The sequence below is a fragment of the Larkinella insperata genome (assembly GCF_026248825.1).
In the GTDB taxonomy this organism is placed as follows: domain Bacteria; phylum Bacteroidota; class Bacteroidia; order Cytophagales; family Spirosomataceae; genus Larkinella; species Larkinella insperata.
The window spans coordinates 6,366,107-6,384,811 of the sequence record NZ_CP110973.1 but is presented as its reverse complement, the minus strand read 5'-3'; the positions used below and the strand labels follow the sequence as shown (position 1 = coordinate 6,384,811).

The 18,705-nt window shown below is 51.7% G+C and carries 15 protein-coding genes and 3 tRNA genes; 9 read left to right on the top strand and 9 right to left on the bottom strand.

Annotated features, from left to right (window positions below; all coding sequences use genetic code 11):
• The first annotated feature begins 25 nt into the window (after positions 1–25).
• Complete coding sequence (locus tag OQ371_RS25725) at positions 26–3,286, top strand: M4 family metallopeptidase (RefSeq protein WP_265991366.1); 3,261 nt, start codon at positions 26–28, stop codon at positions 3,284–3,286.
• A 68-nt stretch (positions 3,287–3,354) separates the two neighbouring features.
• On the opposite strand, the gene OQ371_RS25720 is transcribed toward OQ371_RS25725, so the two are convergent.
• Entirely contained in the window at positions 3,355–4,266 is a 912-nt protein-coding gene (locus OQ371_RS25720) for a ribonuclease Z (RefSeq protein ID WP_265991364.1), read from the bottom strand.
• 196 nt (positions 4,267–4,462) lie between these two features.
• Between OQ371_RS25720 and OQ371_RS25715 the strand changes: the two genes are divergently transcribed.
• Positions 4,463–5,377, top strand: a complete 915-nt coding sequence (locus OQ371_RS25715; protein ID WP_265991363.1) for a sugar phosphate isomerase/epimerase family protein — start codon at positions 4,463–4,465, stop codon at positions 5,375–5,377.
• An 84-nt stretch (positions 5,378–5,461) separates the two neighbouring features.
• Positions 5,462–6,505 carry a Gfo/Idh/MocA family protein gene (locus OQ371_RS25710; RefSeq protein WP_265991361.1) on the top strand — a complete coding sequence of 348 codons (1,044 nt, stop codon included), beginning with the start codon at positions 5,462–5,464 and terminating at the stop codon, positions 6,503–6,505.
• A gap of 84 nt (positions 6,506–6,589) precedes the next feature.
• Here OQ371_RS25710 and OQ371_RS25705 read toward each other — a convergent pair whose 3' ends face one another.
• The 5 genes from OQ371_RS25705 to OQ371_RS25685 form a co-directional block, all read right to left on the bottom strand.
• Positions 6,590–6,997 carry an STAS domain-containing protein gene (locus OQ371_RS25705; RefSeq protein WP_265991359.1) on the bottom strand — a complete coding sequence of 136 codons (408 nt, stop codon included), beginning with the start codon at positions 6,995–6,997 and terminating at the stop codon, positions 6,590–6,592.
• A gap of 22 nt (positions 6,998–7,019) precedes the next feature.
• Positions 7,020–7,979, bottom strand: coding sequence for a phosphoribosylaminoimidazolesuccinocarboxamide synthase (locus OQ371_RS25700; RefSeq protein ID WP_265991357.1), 960 nt, complete (start codon positions 7,977–7,979; stop codon positions 7,020–7,022).
• Between the two features lie 74 nt (positions 7,980–8,053).
• Positions 8,054–9,229 carry a thiolase family protein gene (locus OQ371_RS25695; RefSeq protein WP_265994361.1) on the bottom strand — a complete coding sequence of 392 codons (1,176 nt, stop codon included), beginning with the start codon at positions 9,227–9,229 and terminating at the stop codon, positions 8,054–8,056.
• Between the two features lie 42 nt (positions 9,230–9,271).
• Positions 9,272–9,979, bottom strand: a complete 708-nt coding sequence (locus OQ371_RS25690) for a tetratricopeptide repeat protein (protein WP_265991355.1) — start codon at positions 9,977–9,979, stop codon at positions 9,272–9,274.
• A 59-nt stretch (positions 9,980–10,038) separates the two neighbouring features.
• Entirely contained in the window at positions 10,039–11,001 is a 963-nt protein-coding gene (locus tag OQ371_RS25685) for a vWA domain-containing protein (RefSeq protein WP_265991354.1), read from the bottom strand.
• A 206-nt stretch (positions 11,002–11,207) separates the two neighbouring features.
• Between OQ371_RS25685 and OQ371_RS25680 the strand changes: the two genes are divergently transcribed.
• The 4 genes from OQ371_RS25680 to OQ371_RS25665 all read left to right on the top strand — a co-directional run bounded on the left by OQ371_RS25680 (position 11,208) and on the right by OQ371_RS25665 (position 12,236).
• A tRNA-Ser gene (locus OQ371_RS25680) sits at positions 11,208–11,295 on the top strand.
• Between the two features lie 79 nt (positions 11,296–11,374).
• Positions 11,375–11,448, top strand: a tRNA-Pro gene (locus OQ371_RS25675).
• Positions 11,449–11,547: 99 nt separating this feature from the next.
• Positions 11,548–11,621 (top strand) — tRNA-Arg (locus OQ371_RS25670).
• A gap of 318 nt (positions 11,622–11,939) precedes the next feature.
• Complete coding sequence (locus OQ371_RS25665; protein ID WP_265991352.1) at positions 11,940–12,236, top strand: hypothetical protein; 297 nt, start codon at positions 11,940–11,942, stop codon at positions 12,234–12,236.
• A 1,094-nt stretch (positions 12,237–13,330) separates the two neighbouring features.
• Here OQ371_RS25665 and OQ371_RS25660 read toward each other — a convergent pair.
• From OQ371_RS25660 to OQ371_RS25655, 3 genes are all read right to left on the bottom strand, one after another.
• Positions 13,331–13,753: a BLUF domain-containing protein gene (locus tag OQ371_RS25660; protein WP_265991351.1), complete on the bottom strand. Its 423-nt coding sequence runs from the start codon at positions 13,751–13,753 to the stop codon at positions 13,331–13,333.
• A gap of 264 nt (positions 13,754–14,017) precedes the next feature.
• Entirely contained in the window at positions 14,018–14,428 is a 411-nt protein-coding gene (locus tag OQ371_RS26390; RefSeq protein WP_374761458.1) for a BLUF domain-containing protein, read from the bottom strand.
• Positions 14,429–15,726: 1,298 nt separating this feature from the next.
• Positions 15,727–16,155: a response regulator gene (locus OQ371_RS25655; RefSeq protein WP_265991349.1), complete on the bottom strand. Its 429-nt coding sequence runs from the start codon at positions 16,153–16,155 to the stop codon at positions 15,727–15,729.
• Between the two features lie 391 nt (positions 16,156–16,546).
• Here OQ371_RS25655 and OQ371_RS25650 point away from each other — a divergent pair, with 391 nt between their 5' ends.
• The gene (locus OQ371_RS25650; protein WP_265991347.1) at positions 16,547–17,002 is read left to right on the top strand and encodes a response regulator; all 456 of its coding nucleotides are present in this window, start codon (positions 16,547–16,549) and stop codon (positions 17,000–17,002) included.
• 255 nt (positions 17,003–17,257) lie between these two features.
• Positions 17,258–18,628 (top strand): hypothetical protein, encoded by a 1,371-nt coding sequence (locus OQ371_RS25645; RefSeq protein ID WP_265991346.1) that lies wholly within the window; start codon positions 17,258–17,260, stop codon positions 18,626–18,628.
• Positions 18,629–18,705: the final 77 nt, after the last annotated feature.

Below are 18,705 nucleotides of genomic sequence, written 5' to 3'. Positions count from 1 at the left end.
AATATTCGTAACAACAAATACATCCATGAAATCACTTTTACTGCCTGTCCTGCTGAGCTGTGCGCTTAGCGCCCTGGCCCAACCTGCCCCAACCGGTTTTGGGCGAAAACTGAAAACACATCCGGCGACGCCCGGCCTCGCCCAGCGTCTGAATGCGGAAGTGGCCCTGCCCGCCGATCGGAAGGGTAATTTTCGGATTGCCGCCGGTGCATCCGCTCCGCAGTTCGACACGCAGCCGCTGCGGTTGCGGGTTGTGCGCGACAAAGACACCGACCTGCCGATTTACATTGAAAACCGCGTGAAGCCAACGCTCTCTTCCAGGGGCGCCCGGGTGAGCGCCCGGGTATCGGCTTTCTCGTTCATGGGTCAGATTCGGGATTTGCTGAAGATCGACAAACCGGAGGAGCAATTTCAGATCACCAACACCGAAACCGACCGGCTGGGGCAGACCCATATTCGGATGGCGCAGACCTTTCAGGGCATTCCGGTGTACGGCAGTGAGCTTGTGGCGCACCTGACCAACGGAACCGTGACGCTGCTCAACGGACAGTATAAAGTGGTTAAAAATGCCAATACCACCGCCCGAATCTCGTTGCAGCAGGCAACGGAACGGGCTTTCAAGGATGTCGGCAAAGAATCGGTGGTGCGGACGTTCGGGCAGAATCTGCTGGATCTGAAACCGTCGCAGGGGGCGCTGTGCCTGTATCCGATGGGTGATAAGACGGTGCTGGCCTACGAAGTTACCATCCGCCCAAACATGATTGAGCGCTGGCAGTACATGATCGATGCCCAGACGGGTGCGGTGCTGAACAAATATAACCACACCTGCGGGGTGGACGGCCCCGTGAAAGCCACGGGCAAAGACCTGAACGGTATCGCCCAAGACCTGAACGGCTACCAGTCCGGTTCGGGGTACTACCTGATCGATGCCTCGCGGGGAATGTTCGACAGTGAGGCTTCCACCATGCCTCAAAAACCGGTCGGGGCCATCGTCACCCTGGACGCACGCAGTAAACGGGACGAAGACGGTAACCTGAATCTTTTCTTCGTCACTTCCCCAAACAATACCGACTGGAAAGCGACGGCCATTTCGGCCCACACCAACGCGGGGCTGGCCTACGAATATTACCTGAATGTGCACAAACGCAACTCGCTGAACGGAAAAGGCGGTTCGATTCTGTCCATCATCAACGTGGTTGAAGAAGACGGCAGCGGGATGGATAACGCCTTCTGGAACGGCGGTTACATGGGATACGGAAACGGTAACAAAGGGTTTAAACCGCTGGCGGGCGGTTTGGACGCGGCCGGGCACGAGATGACCCACGGGGTGATCGAAAACACCGCCAACCTGGTGTATCAGGATCAATCGGGCGCCATCAACGAGTCAATGGCCGATGTATTTGGCACCATGATCGACCGGGACGACTGGACGATTGGGGAAGATATTATCCTGAAAAGCGCCTACCCGACGGGGGCCATGCGCAGCATGTCAAACCCGAACCAGGACGGACCCAAAGTGCGGGGCTACCAGCCTAAAACGATGGATCAGTTCATCGTGACGAAAGGAGACAACGGTGGGGTGCACGCCAACAGCGGTATTCCCAACTACGCCTATTACCTGTTTGCGACTAAAGTCGGGAAAGATAAAGCCGAACAGATTTACTACCGGGCTCTGACGAATTATCTGACCCGGAGTTCCAAATTTCTTGATCTGCGGCTGGCCGTGATCCGGGCCACCGGCGACCTGTTTGGGGCGGAGGGGGCCGAAGTGAAAGCCGCCCGGGAAGCCTTCGATACCGTTGGCGTTAAGGAGAGCACCCAGAATCCGGAAGAACCGCAGGATTTGCCCGCCAACAACGGTAAAGACATGCTGATGCTCTACAGCGTCGGGGATCAGAAACTGTACACGGCCCCCGTGAGCACGGGTGAGCTGACGCCCCGCATCAAAGCGGGCATCAAGCACAAACCGAGCATCACCGACGACGGTAAAGCGGCTTATTACGTTACCGAAGATGGTCGCATCCGGGCGGTGAGTCTGACCGGTGCGGTGGAGGAAGTAGTGGTGTCCGACGAAACCATCTGGGACAACGTCGCTATTTCGCGGGACGGTAAAAAAATCGCGGCCCTGACCAAAGAACGGGATGCGTCGATCTGGGTGTATAGCTACGACCTGAAAAAATGGAAGCAGTTTCCGCTCTACAACCCGACCACGGCCGAGGGCGTAACCACCGGGGAGGTTCAGTATGCCGATTCGTTTGAGTGGAACCACACGGGAGAGTTTCTGGTGTATGACGCTTACAACAGCCTGAAAAATTCGGATGGCGAGGACATTAACTATTGGGACGTGGGCTTTATCAGCGTGTGGGACAAAGCAGAGAACACGTTCGACGACGGAAACATCCTGAAGCTGTTTTCGAAGCTGGAAGAAGGCGAAAGTGTGGGTAACCCGAGCTTCTCGAAAAACTCGCCGAGCATCATTGCCTTCGATTACCTGAATGAAATCGAGGAAACGTACAACATCCTGGCGGGCGATCTGGAAACCGGTAAGCTGAGTTCGGTTATTTCAAACGTCACGATTGGTTACCCGGATTATTCCCGTCTCGACGACCGGCTGGTCTTCAACACGCTGAACTCCGACGGCGACGTGGAAATGATTGCGATGATTGAAATGCAGGCCGATAAACTTTCGCCCAAAGGAGATGTGAAGCCGTTGTACGACAACGCCAAATGGGGTGTCTGGTACGCCACCGGAACGCGGGCCGAAACTGGTAAAACCGCCCAGACCATTACATTTAACGCCATTCCGGATAAGTACGAGGGAGACGGTTCGTTTACGCTGGCGGCCACGGCTTCGTCCCAATTGCCGGTGAGTTTTGAAATCGTATCGGGTCCGGCAACCGTTGCGGGCAACCGCCTGACGCCCACCAAACCGGGGGTCGTGACCGTGCGGGCCACCCAGGCTGGAAATGGGCAGTATGCCGCAGCTACCCCCGTCGAGCGTAAGTTTAACGTGCTGGCGGTTACCGGTACCGAACCGACCTGGGCCGATGCGCTCAAGACGTATCCGAATCCGGTTGGTGCGACGCTGACGGTCGAGTTGCCGCAGGGAGACTATTTCGAGAGCCTGACGCTGACCACAGTTTCGGGGGCCACGCTGATTCAGCAGCCGATCAAAAACCGGACGCACCAAGCCACGCTCGACACGAGCCAGTTGCCGTCGGGCTTCTACGTGCTGAACGTGCAGACGCCCAAAGGTGTAGCGCACCGGAAGGTAGTAAAACCGTAATCGTCGGCCCGTCTGAATCAAAAAGCCGCTCCTGCTCAATCCAGGAGCGGCTTTTTATATGTAGGTTGTTAAATCTCCGTCGTCTCGCCTTCAATCGCCAGGTACGTTTCCGGGAAAACCGACCGGGCCTGAACCAGAAACTCGTCGGTAACTTTGTAGCGTGACGAAAAATGGCCGATCATCAGCCGACGCGCACCGACCTGAGCCGCTGTCAGAGCCGCCTGACGGGCCGTTGAGTGAAAATACCGGGCGCTTAGTTCTTCGAAATCGTCCAGAAACGAAGCTTCGTGGTAGAGCAGATCCACCCCGCGAATCTGGTCGAACATGGCTTCGTTGTATCGGGTGTCGGAGCAGAAGGCGTAGGAGCGGGGGCTGGGCGCGGGCAGCGTGTATTCGTCGGCGCTGTAGAGCACCTGGCCCTGATCATCCACAATGTCTTTTCCGTCTTTCAGGAGCCGGTAATACGCCACCGGCAAATCAGCGGGCAGTTTTTCGGCAATCAGCTTGCGTTTCCGGCCCTTCTCCCGGAACAGAAAACCGGTGCAGTCGATGCGGTGTTGCAGCGGGATGGTTTCCACCGTGACATTCGGGTGGTTGAAAATAACGGCCGGTTCGTGCGGATCGGTCTCCTGAAAATGAATCGGGTAATTCAGTTTAGTCTCGGAATACCGGAACTGCACGGTAATGATTTCCCAAAGACCACGCGGGCCAAACAGCCACAGATCGTCGGTACGCCCGGCCAGGTTCAGGCTCGACAGCAGCGGCACCAGTCCGAAATAATGGTCGCCGTGCAGGTGACTGATGAAAATATACTTGAGCCGTCCGGGCCGGAGGTGGTTCTCCATCAGACGGTATTGCGTGCCCTCTCCGCAGTCGATCAGAAAATAATCTCCTTCAATGGTCAGGGTCTGGGCGGTGGTGTGGCGGTCCAGTATGGGCGTTGCCGACCCGCTGCCTAGTATGGTCAGGTTGAATATCATATTTTTTGTAAACTTGTCACGAATCTCTTCAGTTTCCAAAACTGGATTTATTCTTTTTTGATAGGCTTTCGGTCTTTTTCGGCGTGCGAAACGGGAGAATTCAAGCCAAAACGAATGAACGTTTATCGAACGGTCGGCTGGTTACCGCACGGAAAAAAACAATAACTCTTAAACTAGAAACTAACCCACTGTTATTATGCTGCATCTTGGTTTTGTAAGTGCCATTCTGGCGGAATACGATCTGGAGCATGTCCTGCAATTTGCCTCAGAGCAACGCTTTAAGTGCGTTGAAGTGATGTGCTGGCCCACCGATAACTCCGACGCCCGGCGGTACGCGGGTGTTTCGCACATTGATGTGGATAATTTCGATGCCAAGCACATCCAGCAACTGACGCACAAGTACGGGGTTTATATCTCCGGACTCGGCTATTACCCGAACCCGCTCGATCCGGACCCGGAAAAAGCCGCCTACTACCGCGAACACATCAAGAAGGTCATCCGGGCGGCCGCCCAGCTGGAAATTCCGGTGGTCAATACCTTCATTGGCCGCAATCCGGGGCTGACCATTACCGAAAACCTGAAGCTATTTGCCAAGCACTGGCCCGAAATCATCAAAGTGGCGGAGGAAAACAACGTGAAAATCGGCATTGAAAACTGCCCGATGTGGTTTACCGACGATGAGTGGCCGGGCGGTAAAAACCTGGCAACGACGCCCGCCATCTGGGATCGCATGTTCGAAATCATTCCGTCCCGCATTCTGGGGCTAAATTATGATCCGTCGCACCTGATTTTTCAGATGATGAACGAAGTGAAGCCCATCTACGATTACAAAGACCGGCTGCACCACATTCACCTCAAGGACGTAAAGGTTTACCGCGACAAACTCGACCGCGTTGGCATCATGGCCAACCCGCTGGAATACCACTCGCCGAAACTGCCGGGGTTGGGCGACGTTCGCTGGGGCGCGTTTTTTGCGGCTTTAACGGACGTTCGGTACCGGGGTCCGGTTTGTATCGAAGTGGAGGACAAAGCTTACGAAGGCAGCGCCGAAGACGTGCAGACGGCAATTCTGACCTCCCGCAATTACCTGAGTCAATTTCTGGTGCTTTAAAATGTATGATAGCACCGAGTTAAACAGCATACTCCCCGATGTCCTCTGATCAACTCTGTGCGACAACTCCCAACCCTTACATCGATGCCAACATTCAAGGCCGCCCTGATCGGCGGGGGCAATATTGCCGATAAAAACCACATTCCCGCTCTGCAAAAACTAGCCGACAAGGTCGACATTGTAGCCGTTTGCAGCCGAGATGGGATGAAAGCCGGGGCACTGGCGCAGAAACACGGTATTCCGCACGCATTTGACGATGCCGCCAAGATGTACGAGCAGTGTCAACCGAACCTGGTGGTGATTTCGACCCCGAACAACCTGCATTATCCCTTCGCCATGCAGGCGCTCGAAAAAGGCTGCCACGTCTTCTGCGAAAAACCGCCCGCCCTGACCGCCCGGCAGGCCCGCGAAATGGCCGACCTGGCCACCCGCAATGGGTTGGTACTGGCGTATAACCTACAACTGCGGCAAACGAATGAATGGGAGCTGATGATGCGGAGCAAAACCCACGGACAGTTGGGCGACATTTACCACATCAAGGCCAATTTTCTGCGTCGGCGGGGCATTCCGGGTTGGGGCTATTTTACCGATAAGTCGATGCAGGGGGGCGGGGCGCTGATGGATCTGGGCGTTCACGTGCTCGATCTGGCGCTGTGTGCCCTCGACTACGCCGTTCCCGACCGGATTCTGGCCAATACCTACGACTTCATCGGCAAAACCGGTGGGAAAGGCTTGATGGGAACCTGGAATCCGGAAAAGTTTGAAGTAGAAGATGCCTGCATGGCCTACCTGTCATTTCCAAACAACGCGTCCATCGTTTTATCCTCGTCATTTGCCCTGAACACGCAAATCGACATCAATCGGAACCTGGAAGTATTCGGCAGCCGGGGGGGGGCAAAGTTGTTTCCGTTTACGCTCTATACCGAGATAGCTGGCGAACTGGCGGATGTGCATTTCCCATATCTGGAAGATAGTGACATCCAGCTTAAAAATACGGCGGCTTTTATAGACGCCTGTCTGGGTAAACCGTCCAACGTCTGCACCGGCGAGCAGGGCGCTATTTTGCAGGAAGTCGTCGAGCGGATTTACGGTTCGGCGCAGCGAACGGCTTCTGACGTAGGGCAATGAGACGGGTTTAAAACGACTAACCCTGAAAATCATCGTGTTATAATCGTGATTTTCAGGGTTAACCATTTTTAAATTCGTACGATCTTAGTCGTCGGAACTGCCGCCGTATTCGTAGCTGTCGTCGTCTTCGCTGCGGAAGTCGTTTTCCAGCTCGTTCATGAACACGGCGTCAACGGCTTCTTCCACCGTCGGCAGGATGGTCAGGTCGGCGATTTTGGCGTCGTCCAGGTAGTCGATGATATACTCCTGCTTGGTGACCAGAATGAACAGGCCGGATTCGTTGGTACACTGCCGGTTGATTTTGCGAATCGTCGGAATGCCCTCGTCTTCGATTTCATCGACGGCACTAAAATCGACAATGATATTGCTGTAGCCTTCCCGGAACAGGTTTCGGCTGAGGGTTTCAAACGTGGAGGGTATTTCTCCGCCAAATACGGTTTCGTTGAGGGTAACGAGCGAATACTGCTCGTTTTTTTCGATCGAGTAATTCATAGTGGATAGCGCTTTTTCCGGTTCAAAAATACGTAACAGTCAGTGAACGGCGGATATTTTCTTCAATGCGGTTGTAAATATTGTCGGTTTCAGAGCGAACAAATGATTTACCGGTCACCTTTTCATAGAGTTCAATATACCGGCTAGAAATCTGCTCAATCCAGGCATCCTCCATTTCCGGAACCGTTTGCCCTTCTTTTCCCTGAAAGTTGTTGGCAATCAGCCATTCCCGTACAAATTCCTTGGATAATTGTTTCTGCGGAAGACCCTGCCGCTGGTTTTCAGTGTACGAATCAGCGTAATAATACCGGGACGAATCCGGCGTGTGAATTTCGTCAATCAGGTAAATCTGACCGTTCAGCGAGCCAAATTCGTACTTGGTGTCGACCAGAATCAGCCCCCGTTCGGCGGCCATCTCGGTGCCTTTCCGGAACAGGGCGAGGGCGTATTTTTCGAGTTGAACGTATTCGCTTTCCGGAACAATTCCCTGCTCCAGAATTTCTTCCCGCGAAATATCTTCGTCGTGTCCTTCGTGCGCCTTGGTCGTGGGTGTAATGATCGGTTCGGGCAACCGGTCGGCTTCTTTCAGCCCGTCGGGCAGCGAAACTCCGCAGAGGGTGCGGTGTCCTTCCCGGTATTGCCGCCAGGCGTGGCCCGCCAGGTATCCCCGCACCACCATCTCAACCGGATACGACTGGCATTTCAGCCCCACGCTCACGTTCGGATCGGGCACATCCAGCAGCCAGTTCGGCACAATGTCGGCAGTAGCTTGCAAAAAGTGGGCTGCGGTCTGGTTCAGCACCTGCCCCTTGAACGGAATCGGGCGGGGCAGCACCACATCAAAAGCCGAAATGCGGTCGGTTGCCACCATCACCAGGCGGTCGTCAAAATGGTAAACATCGCGGACCTTCCCGCGGTAAAAGCCGGTTTGTCCGTCGAAATTAAAAGCGGTTTCCTTGATGGCCTGGCTGGTTTGGTTCATTTCTGGACGAAAAATTGATAAGTTCCGTAAAAGTAAAGAGCCGGGCGCATTCCGTTTATAGGTGAAGCCGGAAATTATAGCTTCTCAATCACCAGCGCCGACGCTCCACCGCCCCCGTGGCAGATGCCAACGGCACCGATGCGGCCCTTTTGTTGCTGCAAAACGCTCGTCAGCGTCGTGACAATCCGGGCGCCGGACGCTCCCAGCGGATGGCCCAGCGACACCGCCCCGCCGTAAACATTCAGCTTTTCCGGCGGGATTTCCAGCACCTGGCTACACGCCAGCGGAACCACCGCAAAGGCTTCGTTGATCTCGTAGAAATCCACGTCGTCGGGTCTGATCCCGGCGCGTTTCAGGGCCGTCGGGATGGCGAGCGTGGGGGCCGTCGTGAAAAAAGCCGGTTCCTGCTCCGCATCGGCATACCCCAGAATCCGGGCCAGTGGCTTGATGCCGAGTTCTTCCGCTTTTTTTAAACTCATGATGACCAGTGCCGAGGCTCCGTCGTTGATGGTCGATGCGTTGGCGGCCGTTACCGTGCCGTCGGGCGAGAAAGCCGGTTTGAGATTCGGGATTTTGTCAAAGAACACGTTTTTGTATTCCTCATCCTCGCTGACCGTCACGCTGCCTTTGGGACGCGGAATTTCCACCGGAACCAGTTCCGTGGCGAATTTGCCGGATTGCGTTGCTTCGGCGGCCCGCTGGTACGACCGGATGGCAAAGGCGTCCTGCGTTTCGCGGCTGATGCCGTATTTCTTGGCGGTCTGGTCGGCAAAGACGCCCATGGCGCACTGGTCGTAGGGGTCAACCAAACCGTCTTTAGCCAAGCCGTCGATGAGTTGCGCATCTCCGTATTTGTAACCAAACCGCGCTTTCGGTACATAATAGGGAGCGTTGGACATGCTTTCCATGCCACCGGCAATGATAATATCGGCTTGCCCCAGTTGAATGGTTTGGGCGGCCATTGCGATGGCTTTTGTACCCGATGCGCACACTTTGTTAACCGTGGTACAGCGAACCTGGTAGGGCAAACCGGCCTGCAGAGCCGCCTGTCGCGCCGGAGCCTGGCCCAAGTTGGCCGACACCACATTGCCCATGATGACTTCTTCCACCTGCCCGGGCGAAATACCGGCTTTTTCGTAAGCCGCCCGGATGGCCACCGCGCCCAGCTCGGTGGCTGAAAGCGGGGCAAGCACCCCGCCGAAACTACCAATGGGTGTACGGACAGCCGAAACTATTACCACTTCATTCATTGTCTGGATGTTCATTACGGGTTTGTTGATGTAAACGGAAAATCAGTATGTGTTATACTGTTGCCGGTTTTTGGAGGCTGATCCCCGTCGGCGCTGGTTGATGTACTGGACTTCGTTATTCTGCATGGCGTTCAGAATGGACAGAGCCTGTTCTTCCGACAGATTCAGGGAGCGCAACCGACGCAGCAGTTCATCCCTGTTGTCGCCCTGTTCGGGCTGAGTTCCTCTTTCCTGACCCGGTTCCGGGGTTACTTCGACTTCCTGCTCCGTTTGTCGCAGTTTCGGTTTGGGCCGCAGCGCAGCGTTTAACGGAAGCTTACCGGAATACGTTTTTTCGATCAGTTCGTAATTGAACTGGGCGGCTTCCAGAGCCGGCACGGTTGTCAGGGCTTTCCGGAACAGCGACAGTGCGGTGGCCGAATCACCCTGTAGAACTGCAATAACGCCCAGCTGCACTTCAGCGGAAGCCGCTAACCCCAACTGGTTGACCTGCGCCACCAGACGGTATTGTTGCTGGGCCTGCGCATACTGCCGGAGCTGAAAATAGGAGTGCGCCAGATTCAGGCGGGCCGACGGTTCGACAAACAGCGTTGAGTTGACCAGCGTATTGTACTGTTCCACTGCGCGTTTATAATCACCGGCCTGGTAAGCCTTCAGACCCTCCATCCGGGCGATGTTGTCACGCGAAATCTTGTCGAACGAGCGGTTGTCATACAGCCAGAGCAATACCGACAAAATCAGGTAGGTCATGTTCGGAATGAAAAGACGTTCGGCAAAAATAATGATTTCCTAAACCCGTAAAACGTCGATTACAGCTTAAACGTTCGGACGGTTATCAGGATGTCGATGGCAATCAGGGCCAGAGCACCGATCAGAAAGTAATAGTATTTATTGGTCGTTACTTCCAGTTTTCGCTGGTCGATAACCCGGTTTTCGAGGTTTTGTATCGCCGATACAAGGGGCGTCAGGTCGCCGGATGAGGAGGCCAGTTCCAGGTAAGAGCCTCGCGTGTCCTGTACAAACTGGCGCAGGTAACCGCGATTCAGGTGCGTATGAACGATGTTGCCTTCCGCATCGCGAAGATTGCCCTTCGAGGTTGGAATCGTACTCCCGTTTTCGGTTCCAACCCCGACCACAAAGGGCGTGATGCCGTACCGGCGCAGTTGTCCGGCCAGGGCCGGATCGCACTCCCCGAAGTCTTCCCCATCGGTCAGCAGCACCAGCACCTTGGTTTGGTTGAGGTCTGATGTTTCGGCCAATTGTTTTTGGATGGCCAGTTCAACGGCGGAACAGAAATTGGTACCGGATTCGGGCATCAGCCGGGTGTTCAATGACTGGATGAAGAGCGCCAGGGCTCCCTGGTCGGTCGTCAGGGGGGCGTGAACGTAGGCCTGGGTAGAAAAAATCAGCAGTCCAAATCGGTTGCCGGGCAGAGCTTCGACCAGGCGTTTTAGTTCAAATTTTACTTTTTCCAGGCGGGTTGGTGGAATGTCGGGTGCGTCCATCGACTTTGACAGGTCGACGGCGATGTAAATATCTTTGCCTTCGGAAACCAGTTCTTTTTCGACTACACCGAACGAAGGACCCAGCAGCGCAATCAGCAGCAGCGTTAAATAACCCGTCCGCAAAAAAAATTTTGGAATGGTAGCCCAGGCTTTGGCTCCCAGCAGGTGAGCCACCCGAAACGTTCGGAAAAAGTAGTATCCGTAGAGCAGCAGAAAAACCGCAATAAACAGATACTCAGTTTGGGACAAGCTATAATTCCAGTTCATGCAAACAACTCCGCAACAGAATACCGACTCGCACGTGGGGCATCGGTTTGGATCCGTGAAGCTGCGAAAATAGGGGAAATGATCGGTTGCTGGACGGTTTTTTGAAAATTGGTGCGAAAGTTTTTTGTCAAAATCTTGGCGAAACGGCGGGAATACCTCTATATTTGTGACCCCAATGTCAACGAAGCAAGTTTGGGGTTGCAACAGGAGAGGTGCCTGAGAGGCCGAAAGGAGCAGTTTGCTAAACTGTCGTACCCCTAAAGGGTACCGCGGGTTCGAATCCCGCCCTCTCCGCAAAAGAGTCAGAAAGTAAGGGTAAAATCAGGAATTGAAATTACGCTTATGTGTATTGCTCTTCGCTCTCAATTCACCTCGGGGTGTAGCGTAGCCCGGTATCGCGCCTGGTTTGGGACCAGGAGGTCGTAGGTTCGAATCCTGCCACCCCGACAAAGTTTAGTTAAGAGTTAAGAGTTATGAGTTAAGAATTAAGAGGCATTTTTTATTAAAACCACTCTTATTCTTAATTCGTAACTCTTAACTGTTTCAGGTCCCGTAGCTCAGCTGGATAGAGCATCTGCCTTCTAAGCAGACGGTCTTTGGTTCGAATCCAAACGGGATCACAATTTGTAAACGCAGGCAGCTAATAGTTAACCGTTAGCTGCCTGCGTTTTTTTATGTTGACGACTGGTTGGTGCGTTTGCCCTAAAGTTGCCCCTAATGCAAAGGCTCAATCGCTGAGCAGCTGCCGCCCTGAAGAGTACGTCAAGGTTTTTCTTTGCCTCCTGTAAAAATTTTGAGCATTTACCCCTTTCGTTTTTCAGAAGCGCCTATGCTTTACGGGTTTGAATTGATCCAACAACCGATGAGCCGAAAGAAAGCTGTAAGACGAAACAACCAAACTGCTTGACTATAACGGCCGAAAATGTTATACTGTCAATATGAACAGAATATTAGTCAAAGGGGCGGACGATCAGCATTGCTATAGTGCACTGGCCAAAGCAGGATATCCGGCGCAGGCAATTGAAAAACTTCAGTTTGTGGAGATTAAACAGGTTCCGGCTGGACAGCCGAGTCAGCAGGAAACCAAAACACGTTTAACCTTTATCTTTCAGGGTAAACCGCCGAGGAATACGGACCATCCTTCGCGTCAAACACCGGCGCCTAGAATCCGGGTGTTCGAAGGCTATTTGTCCCAACGCAGATTTGAACTGGTTCGAGCGTCCGGCAGTATTTAAAGAGCGCCGAATCAGCCTCGGTTTGGCTTACTTGCGCGGGTCATGTAGCTAATTGCTAGCTTTAGGGTTTTCCAAACTAGGATCCGGGTTGCGGCTGTGGAGCTCAAACAAGCGCAATCTTCAAGAGTCTGTTAGCGGGCTCGTTAATAACTCCAGGCAAAAGTTAGGCAACAATGGCATACTTGTGCCAATAACCGTTCACCATCAAAGTCTTCAGAGGGTAGACTGATCCACCAGCCCTTTTCAATCACAAAAGCCGATTCAATTGCCATATAATTGTGTGAGTATCTAAAAATGACCCCCAGGTGGGAGTGGTAAGGTAACACATTCTCAGGTGCAGACTTAGAGGGAAGGGGAAACCACATCATCGCCAGCAGAATGGGTGGTTAGGGAGGACTGGCTAATTCCTAAAGTCTTATTAAATGGCCCATAAAAAGTCGATGTGTCGAAAACAATTTGGTTAAACAACCCAACAAACCCTCGTTTCCGAAGTTCTCATTTAAATAGATGAGTGAATTACTATTACCGGAGTTCATCGGAAACGCACAATGGGAAAATACATTTTAGTCATAAATCCACAGTCAGAGAAACCTGATATTGTCCGTGATTCGTCGGGCTTACTCCAGTGGTTTGCTACTGAACAGGAAGCTCATGAGTATGCCTTCGCGCATACGATCGAGGAGTATGAAATCTACAGCCTAAGTCAGCCTGATGAATCCCTCTAGCTTGTCTGACAGTAAAAAGACTCTTCTGAAAAAACAAAACCCGGCAAAAATTGCCGGGCCTGTATTCAATGTAACTTTAATAATTATGAAATAAATAGTACAAATATTGTGCCAATCAAATAAAATTGTATAATTCAAATTTTTAATGCGCAATTAAGGCTTATTAATTAACTACGTTATAAATTATTTAAGAATGGAAAGGTGCATGCTAACTTGGATTTCCAAAAATAAAACAAAAGAGTTGCTAAATGCTGCTTTTCGTGCGTAAAAAAAGCCCCGGCCTACTAGGCCGGGGCTTGACTATAAGGCTATAGGAAGCAGAGTGGCTATCTCCAGTACGGAGACTTGGGTGCTCGATGGCGCCTTCGATTAATTGCGGGCGTTGGTCTCATAAAAAAGTTTGAGTAACCCTAAAACGGCATTCTCTTCGTTGGCCGATTCTGAAAAGCTTTTGTTGACGCCGTCATTAATCTTTTTTAGGTTGTCCATTTGGCTGGCTGTTAAAGTCTTATAACCCATCGACCACTCCGAAAAAGATCTTTTATCAATGATTCGGCTGTAAAGCTTGGTTATCCCGCGATGCCGTTGATCCAGGCTAATCGTTTGATATAAAGTCTTTACTTTTTCTTCAGACCCTTCCAAGACCTGAATGATACTTCCATTAAAGTAGAGCAGAATGCCGGTAATCCCGAGTGCACTATTGTTTTTACGGCTTTGCTGCAAAATTGCGGTTAGTTCATCCGTAGAAAAAAGACCTGATGAAGAACTCAAATAAACAATACAATAGTCCATGATGAAATGAATAAATTCGAAACTACTAGGGCAAAGAAGATGCCGGGTTTCGGATGCGTTTACCGGTTTGGCCCCGATGTTTGTGAATAAAACCGGAGCCGCCACCTCTGCAATTCTCTAAAACTCTTTCAACGTATGTAGCCATCGGTTAGGTTATCAGGCTCCAACCAATTGGGATACCTGTTGGGTCCGCTCCAAACATATGCTGGATCGTAAAATGACTCTGGCGGTTCGATCCTGTGCAAGATGATTGAATATGGTTGCTTAGGAGGGCGCATTCCGAAAGTGGCTCGCATAAAAAAGCTGCAGCAACCCCAAGACGACATTATCACTGTACATTATTGCGGATTGCCGTCCTCGCTGCGTAATGATTAAATTCCTGATGTCTTCTATTTCAATCGTGGATACCGCTTGAAAGCCCATTGACCATTCTGAGAACGTTCTTTGCCTGATCGGGCGGCTCAATACCGTGGATATGTGCCAGTGCCTTGGGTCTTGAAGGATGGTTTCATAGAGGGCTACGACGGTTTCCTTCGGACCTTCCAATGCTTGTATGATACTGCCATCTGCGTACAAAAGTACACCCGTTACGCCCGACCTCTGATTATTTCTTCTACTTGTCTGGAGTATGTCTTCTAGGGTTTTGTCAGAGAACAATCCCTTCGAGTAACTCATATAAACAATACAGTAATCCATGATCAAAACAGGTTAAGCATCGTAGAAAGGACGGTAATCGGTTTTCGCTCTGTACCCACATTTCTTCAAAAGCAGCATGTTAACCTCAACCAAAATAATTGGTTTGCTTGGCCTGATTTTTAGTAAGGAAAAGGTACCTGAGTCTTGGAGATGAATCAGTCGAAAGAAATTTTGAATAATACGAAGGCTATTGGTCGCTAGATAACTGGGAAGGCGGAATGGTTACCAGCTTGTCGATGCCGGACGGGTTCTGCCGATTTAGCGAGCGACGTGGCTGACCGCTTATCGCAACAGGAACAGGAAAGTAATTCGGATGAAACTGATGGAATGAAAGAAGAACCGGCCCATTGAAACGTATCGCTGGGGTTACTTTTCCTGAGTTGAAACAGCAGAATGACGGAATCCCGGATTATATAAAACCTCAACGCAAGGTTTGGCTCTGTAAAATCCCTTGACAACCGTTCAGGAAAAGGCAGAATGTACCGGCGCAATTGACCAGCGCCCTTGAAAAGCTCTATCGTCTCAAACAACCACGCTCAGGCCATCGGAGGGGTCCGGTGCAAAGACGGTTGATGCGTAAGACTCCGATTAAAAACCGGCAAGAAGTGCAAAGCCAGGAGCGCAGGTTCAAGGACAGCCAAGGCCAGGCTAAATCCTTAGATCAAGATGCCAGCAATGCAGGCGACACCCGTGAAAGCCATTAGGAACAAGACGGCCCAGGAAGCGTATTCGCTCGTAGTAGAAGTGTGGTGACGCATTGGTTAAAAGGGTAAAGTTACGGTGGATGATTGATACACAAAGGTAACATTTACGAGCAGGATAAGGGCTGACGATTAGCGAATTAACGGAAGATTAACCGGTATTAAAACCGGATTAAAATCTGCGCAAACAGAACCCGACAGAAACTGCCGGGACTGTAAGCGCGGAAACGTGTAAATAGTCAGTGGCGGATCTCCGGGAAGGAGGCCAACTGATTCCGGCAAATTTAAGCGGGCATGGGTAGACTACAATAACCGATTAATCATTCCTGAGTGGCCGGTGCAAGAAGAAATTGGCAAACTTGTCGTTCTGACCCATCCCTGTATACGCACCATCGGCGAAAACCGTTATGGCAGGATCGGTTGATGAATAATCGGAGCGCGGAGTCATCGCAGATGAACCAAGACCATCGTCTCTTCTCAGGAAAAAGAGTGTGGATGAAATAGCATAGAAGAGCACACGGGATCGGCGAAATGAGGAAGCTGGGATGCTGCCTGGCGTATGCGCTATGCGGCTGATCAGATTCTTTGGTGGGAGGGAGTCGCTGCCACGTTAAGCCAGTACTGCCAGGTTACATCTACAAAGTACCGTACTTCCTCCAGATTGCCAGGTTTCACGATGTAAGAGTTAGCGCCTGCCTGGTAACATAAAGTAGCATCGGTATCGGAATCCGACTCACTGACGATGATCGTTGGAATGGTGCGTAATTGAGGATTCTGTTTGATGTAGTTCAGCATCGACAGCCCGTTGGGTTCAGGCATGATGAGATCCATCACAAGCAGGTCAGGGCCAGTCGTAAGGTTATTTTCCAGGTGGCTTTGTACCTGGCGACTATCATGAAAAAATACCAATTCCCATTCAGGACGGTTCTCGGTTAATACTCGTTTAATGATGTTACAATAATCGGGGTTGTCATCAACAATCCAAATTCGCCTTTTACGAGTCATACGTAGTACAGTGATAGAATGCGAAGTGCTTGTAAAGATAATCAATTACAGGCATTTAAAGGAAAAAGGCGGCCACTTTCACGCAGTAGCCTTACGTAGTAATTTCAGGTAAAACCCACCGTATTGGGATGTCAGCCCCAATTTAGCGGTATAAAACTTAAGGCTTTACACAAACAATTTTAGAATACGGAATTGACACCCCGCTCAAGGAATCATCCAGATCGAGCGACCTAAAAGCAGCGTCGTAGATTAAATTGATTAAAATCCCCGAAACTTCATGGCACTTTACTGGTTTTATGAAAGGCCTTACGATATATTTAGTAAGTTTGAGTAACTATTTCGTATCGTTTATCACAATTTGGACTACAATCTGAGTCACAGCTATATTCATATGGAAAGTCAAGGTTTTGAGGTCTTGGTCATTGACGATGATCAGCCTACATACGATTTGTTGGTCAGAATAGGAAACGAACTGTTTCCGCAAGCCCGTTTTGTCTGGCAGGCTTCCTACGATCAGACGGTTCGGTACCTGGACGATAAATCGACTAACCCGCCCCAAATCGTCTTGCTGGACATCGATTTGCGGCAGGCCGTCGACGGACTGGATCTGTTGCCCCAACTCCGCGACCGGTTTAAGGGGAAAACGCCGGTGGTTATGCTGACCGTATCGGAGTCAAGCGATAAAATCAACCGTGCTTACGAACGTGGAGCGATCGCCTTTACTAAAAAGCCTGATAATCTGCAGGGGTGGAGAAACTATATGTCTTTACTGAAGGCGTACTGGTATGAAACTACACTCTTACCACGCACCACCCCACCGCCTACGCATTTGCTGAATAAACTATGAAGTTCATCCGTTTCGCGAAAACCATCGCTTCCTGACCCGGCCCGTGCGCACCCGTCTTTGGCATTTCCAAAGCAGGTGACAGTTCGATCGATTTGTTGCAACCTGAATGTCCGTACCGCTCCTCCGCACCGTTTCACTTGTTTTGTTTTCTGACTGATCCTTTCAGGTTTGCGTCTGCTGCATCGAAGTACGGAGCCGCAGAACAGAAAGTAACGTTTCCCGATCCGTCTGATACCTTCATTGAAATTAACCCGTATGTCTTTTCGACAACCAGCTCCCATCACCATCCGTAGCTATCATTTTAAGGAAAATGTATACACATTTTCAGTGGAGTCGGTACTGGAATCTAACCCCGGACAAGCGGGATTGCAAATCATCCCATCAGCGGGGTATTTACTGAAGACTCCATCCGGTAAAAGCCCCCAACCGGAGTTGACGCTCCACTACGCAAAGCAGGACGACGGGAGTTACGTCGCCCGCGACACCATTACGTTACTGGTTCCCGGGCCTGCTTTCCTGAGCGGTTCAGTTACGCTGCGTGATCCACTCGGTGAGGAAATGACGCTGCCGGTGCATATTGAAACGATACTGACGGTTGACGATTCACCCATTCTATTCAATGAAATTGAACCCGGCAATGAGACGTTTGCCATTCTGAAGATTGGCCAGTATGGTGCAGATACGCCCGTCATCGTGTCGGTTGATGGTTCCGATTATTTTACCCTGGCTCCGGGCCGGACTGACCCTACGGCAACGACTACCCTAACGCTGACCCCGACGTATACCGGAACTTACATTTACATCCGCTACGCGCCCGAAAAAGTGGGCCGGCATACGGCAACGTTGTTGGTCGATGCGCCTTACAGCCAACAGCATATTTTCCTGGAAGGCCGGTCGATCTGGTTATCGGGCTGGTACCGGTTGCCCCAGCGGCTGGCTCTTCGGGCGATGCTAAACGTGCAGGACCGTTTGCCACCGTTCACTAAAGCGCAAAAGATGGGAGTCGGGGCGGTTCTTGGGCTGGCGCTTCTGGCTACGGGGTATCTATATCGGTGTGAACTTGCCCCCAGTTTATGCCAATCAGAAACCGTTGCCACGGATACAACCGCTTCAAACCGTGGACTGCTGACCCTGGATAGCAGCAAGCAGAATCTGGACTACGAAATCGGTAAAAGTGTTCCGCTAACGCTCCCCAAAAGTGAAGAATATCCCTGGATCGGCAGTGGAGACAACGCGGGCTTGGTTTCAAAACCGGCGGTAGACAGCCTTCGACCAAAGCGCAGATGGCGTACCCTGCCTCAGCCGAAACCGGTTGACTCCGTGCAGAATGATACCCTTCCGCGGCAGGCACCGCGTCCTGCGAAGCCCGTGGTTCCTGCCGCGCAGGATAGTGTTACGATAGCGGAACCACCCGTAAGACCGCTCCGGCAGCCGCGCTCCCTGGCCCGCGCTCAATCAAAAAGAACGATAAATCTTAAATCCGATAGTCTTTCGGCAAAGGCATCCCGGCCGAAGCGATTCAAACGCAAACGGCGTCCGCTCTACCCGGGAAAACCGCTGGTGACGGCTATGCAGGAAAGCGAGCTGGAGAAGGAGCTAAACCGAAAAACCAACAAGCTACCCTAACTTCGATTTTCATCGGTCCCTACTACCAGCGGTATCTCACCTCCTTAGCCTTTCAGCGAGGTGGTATCAGGCTATGG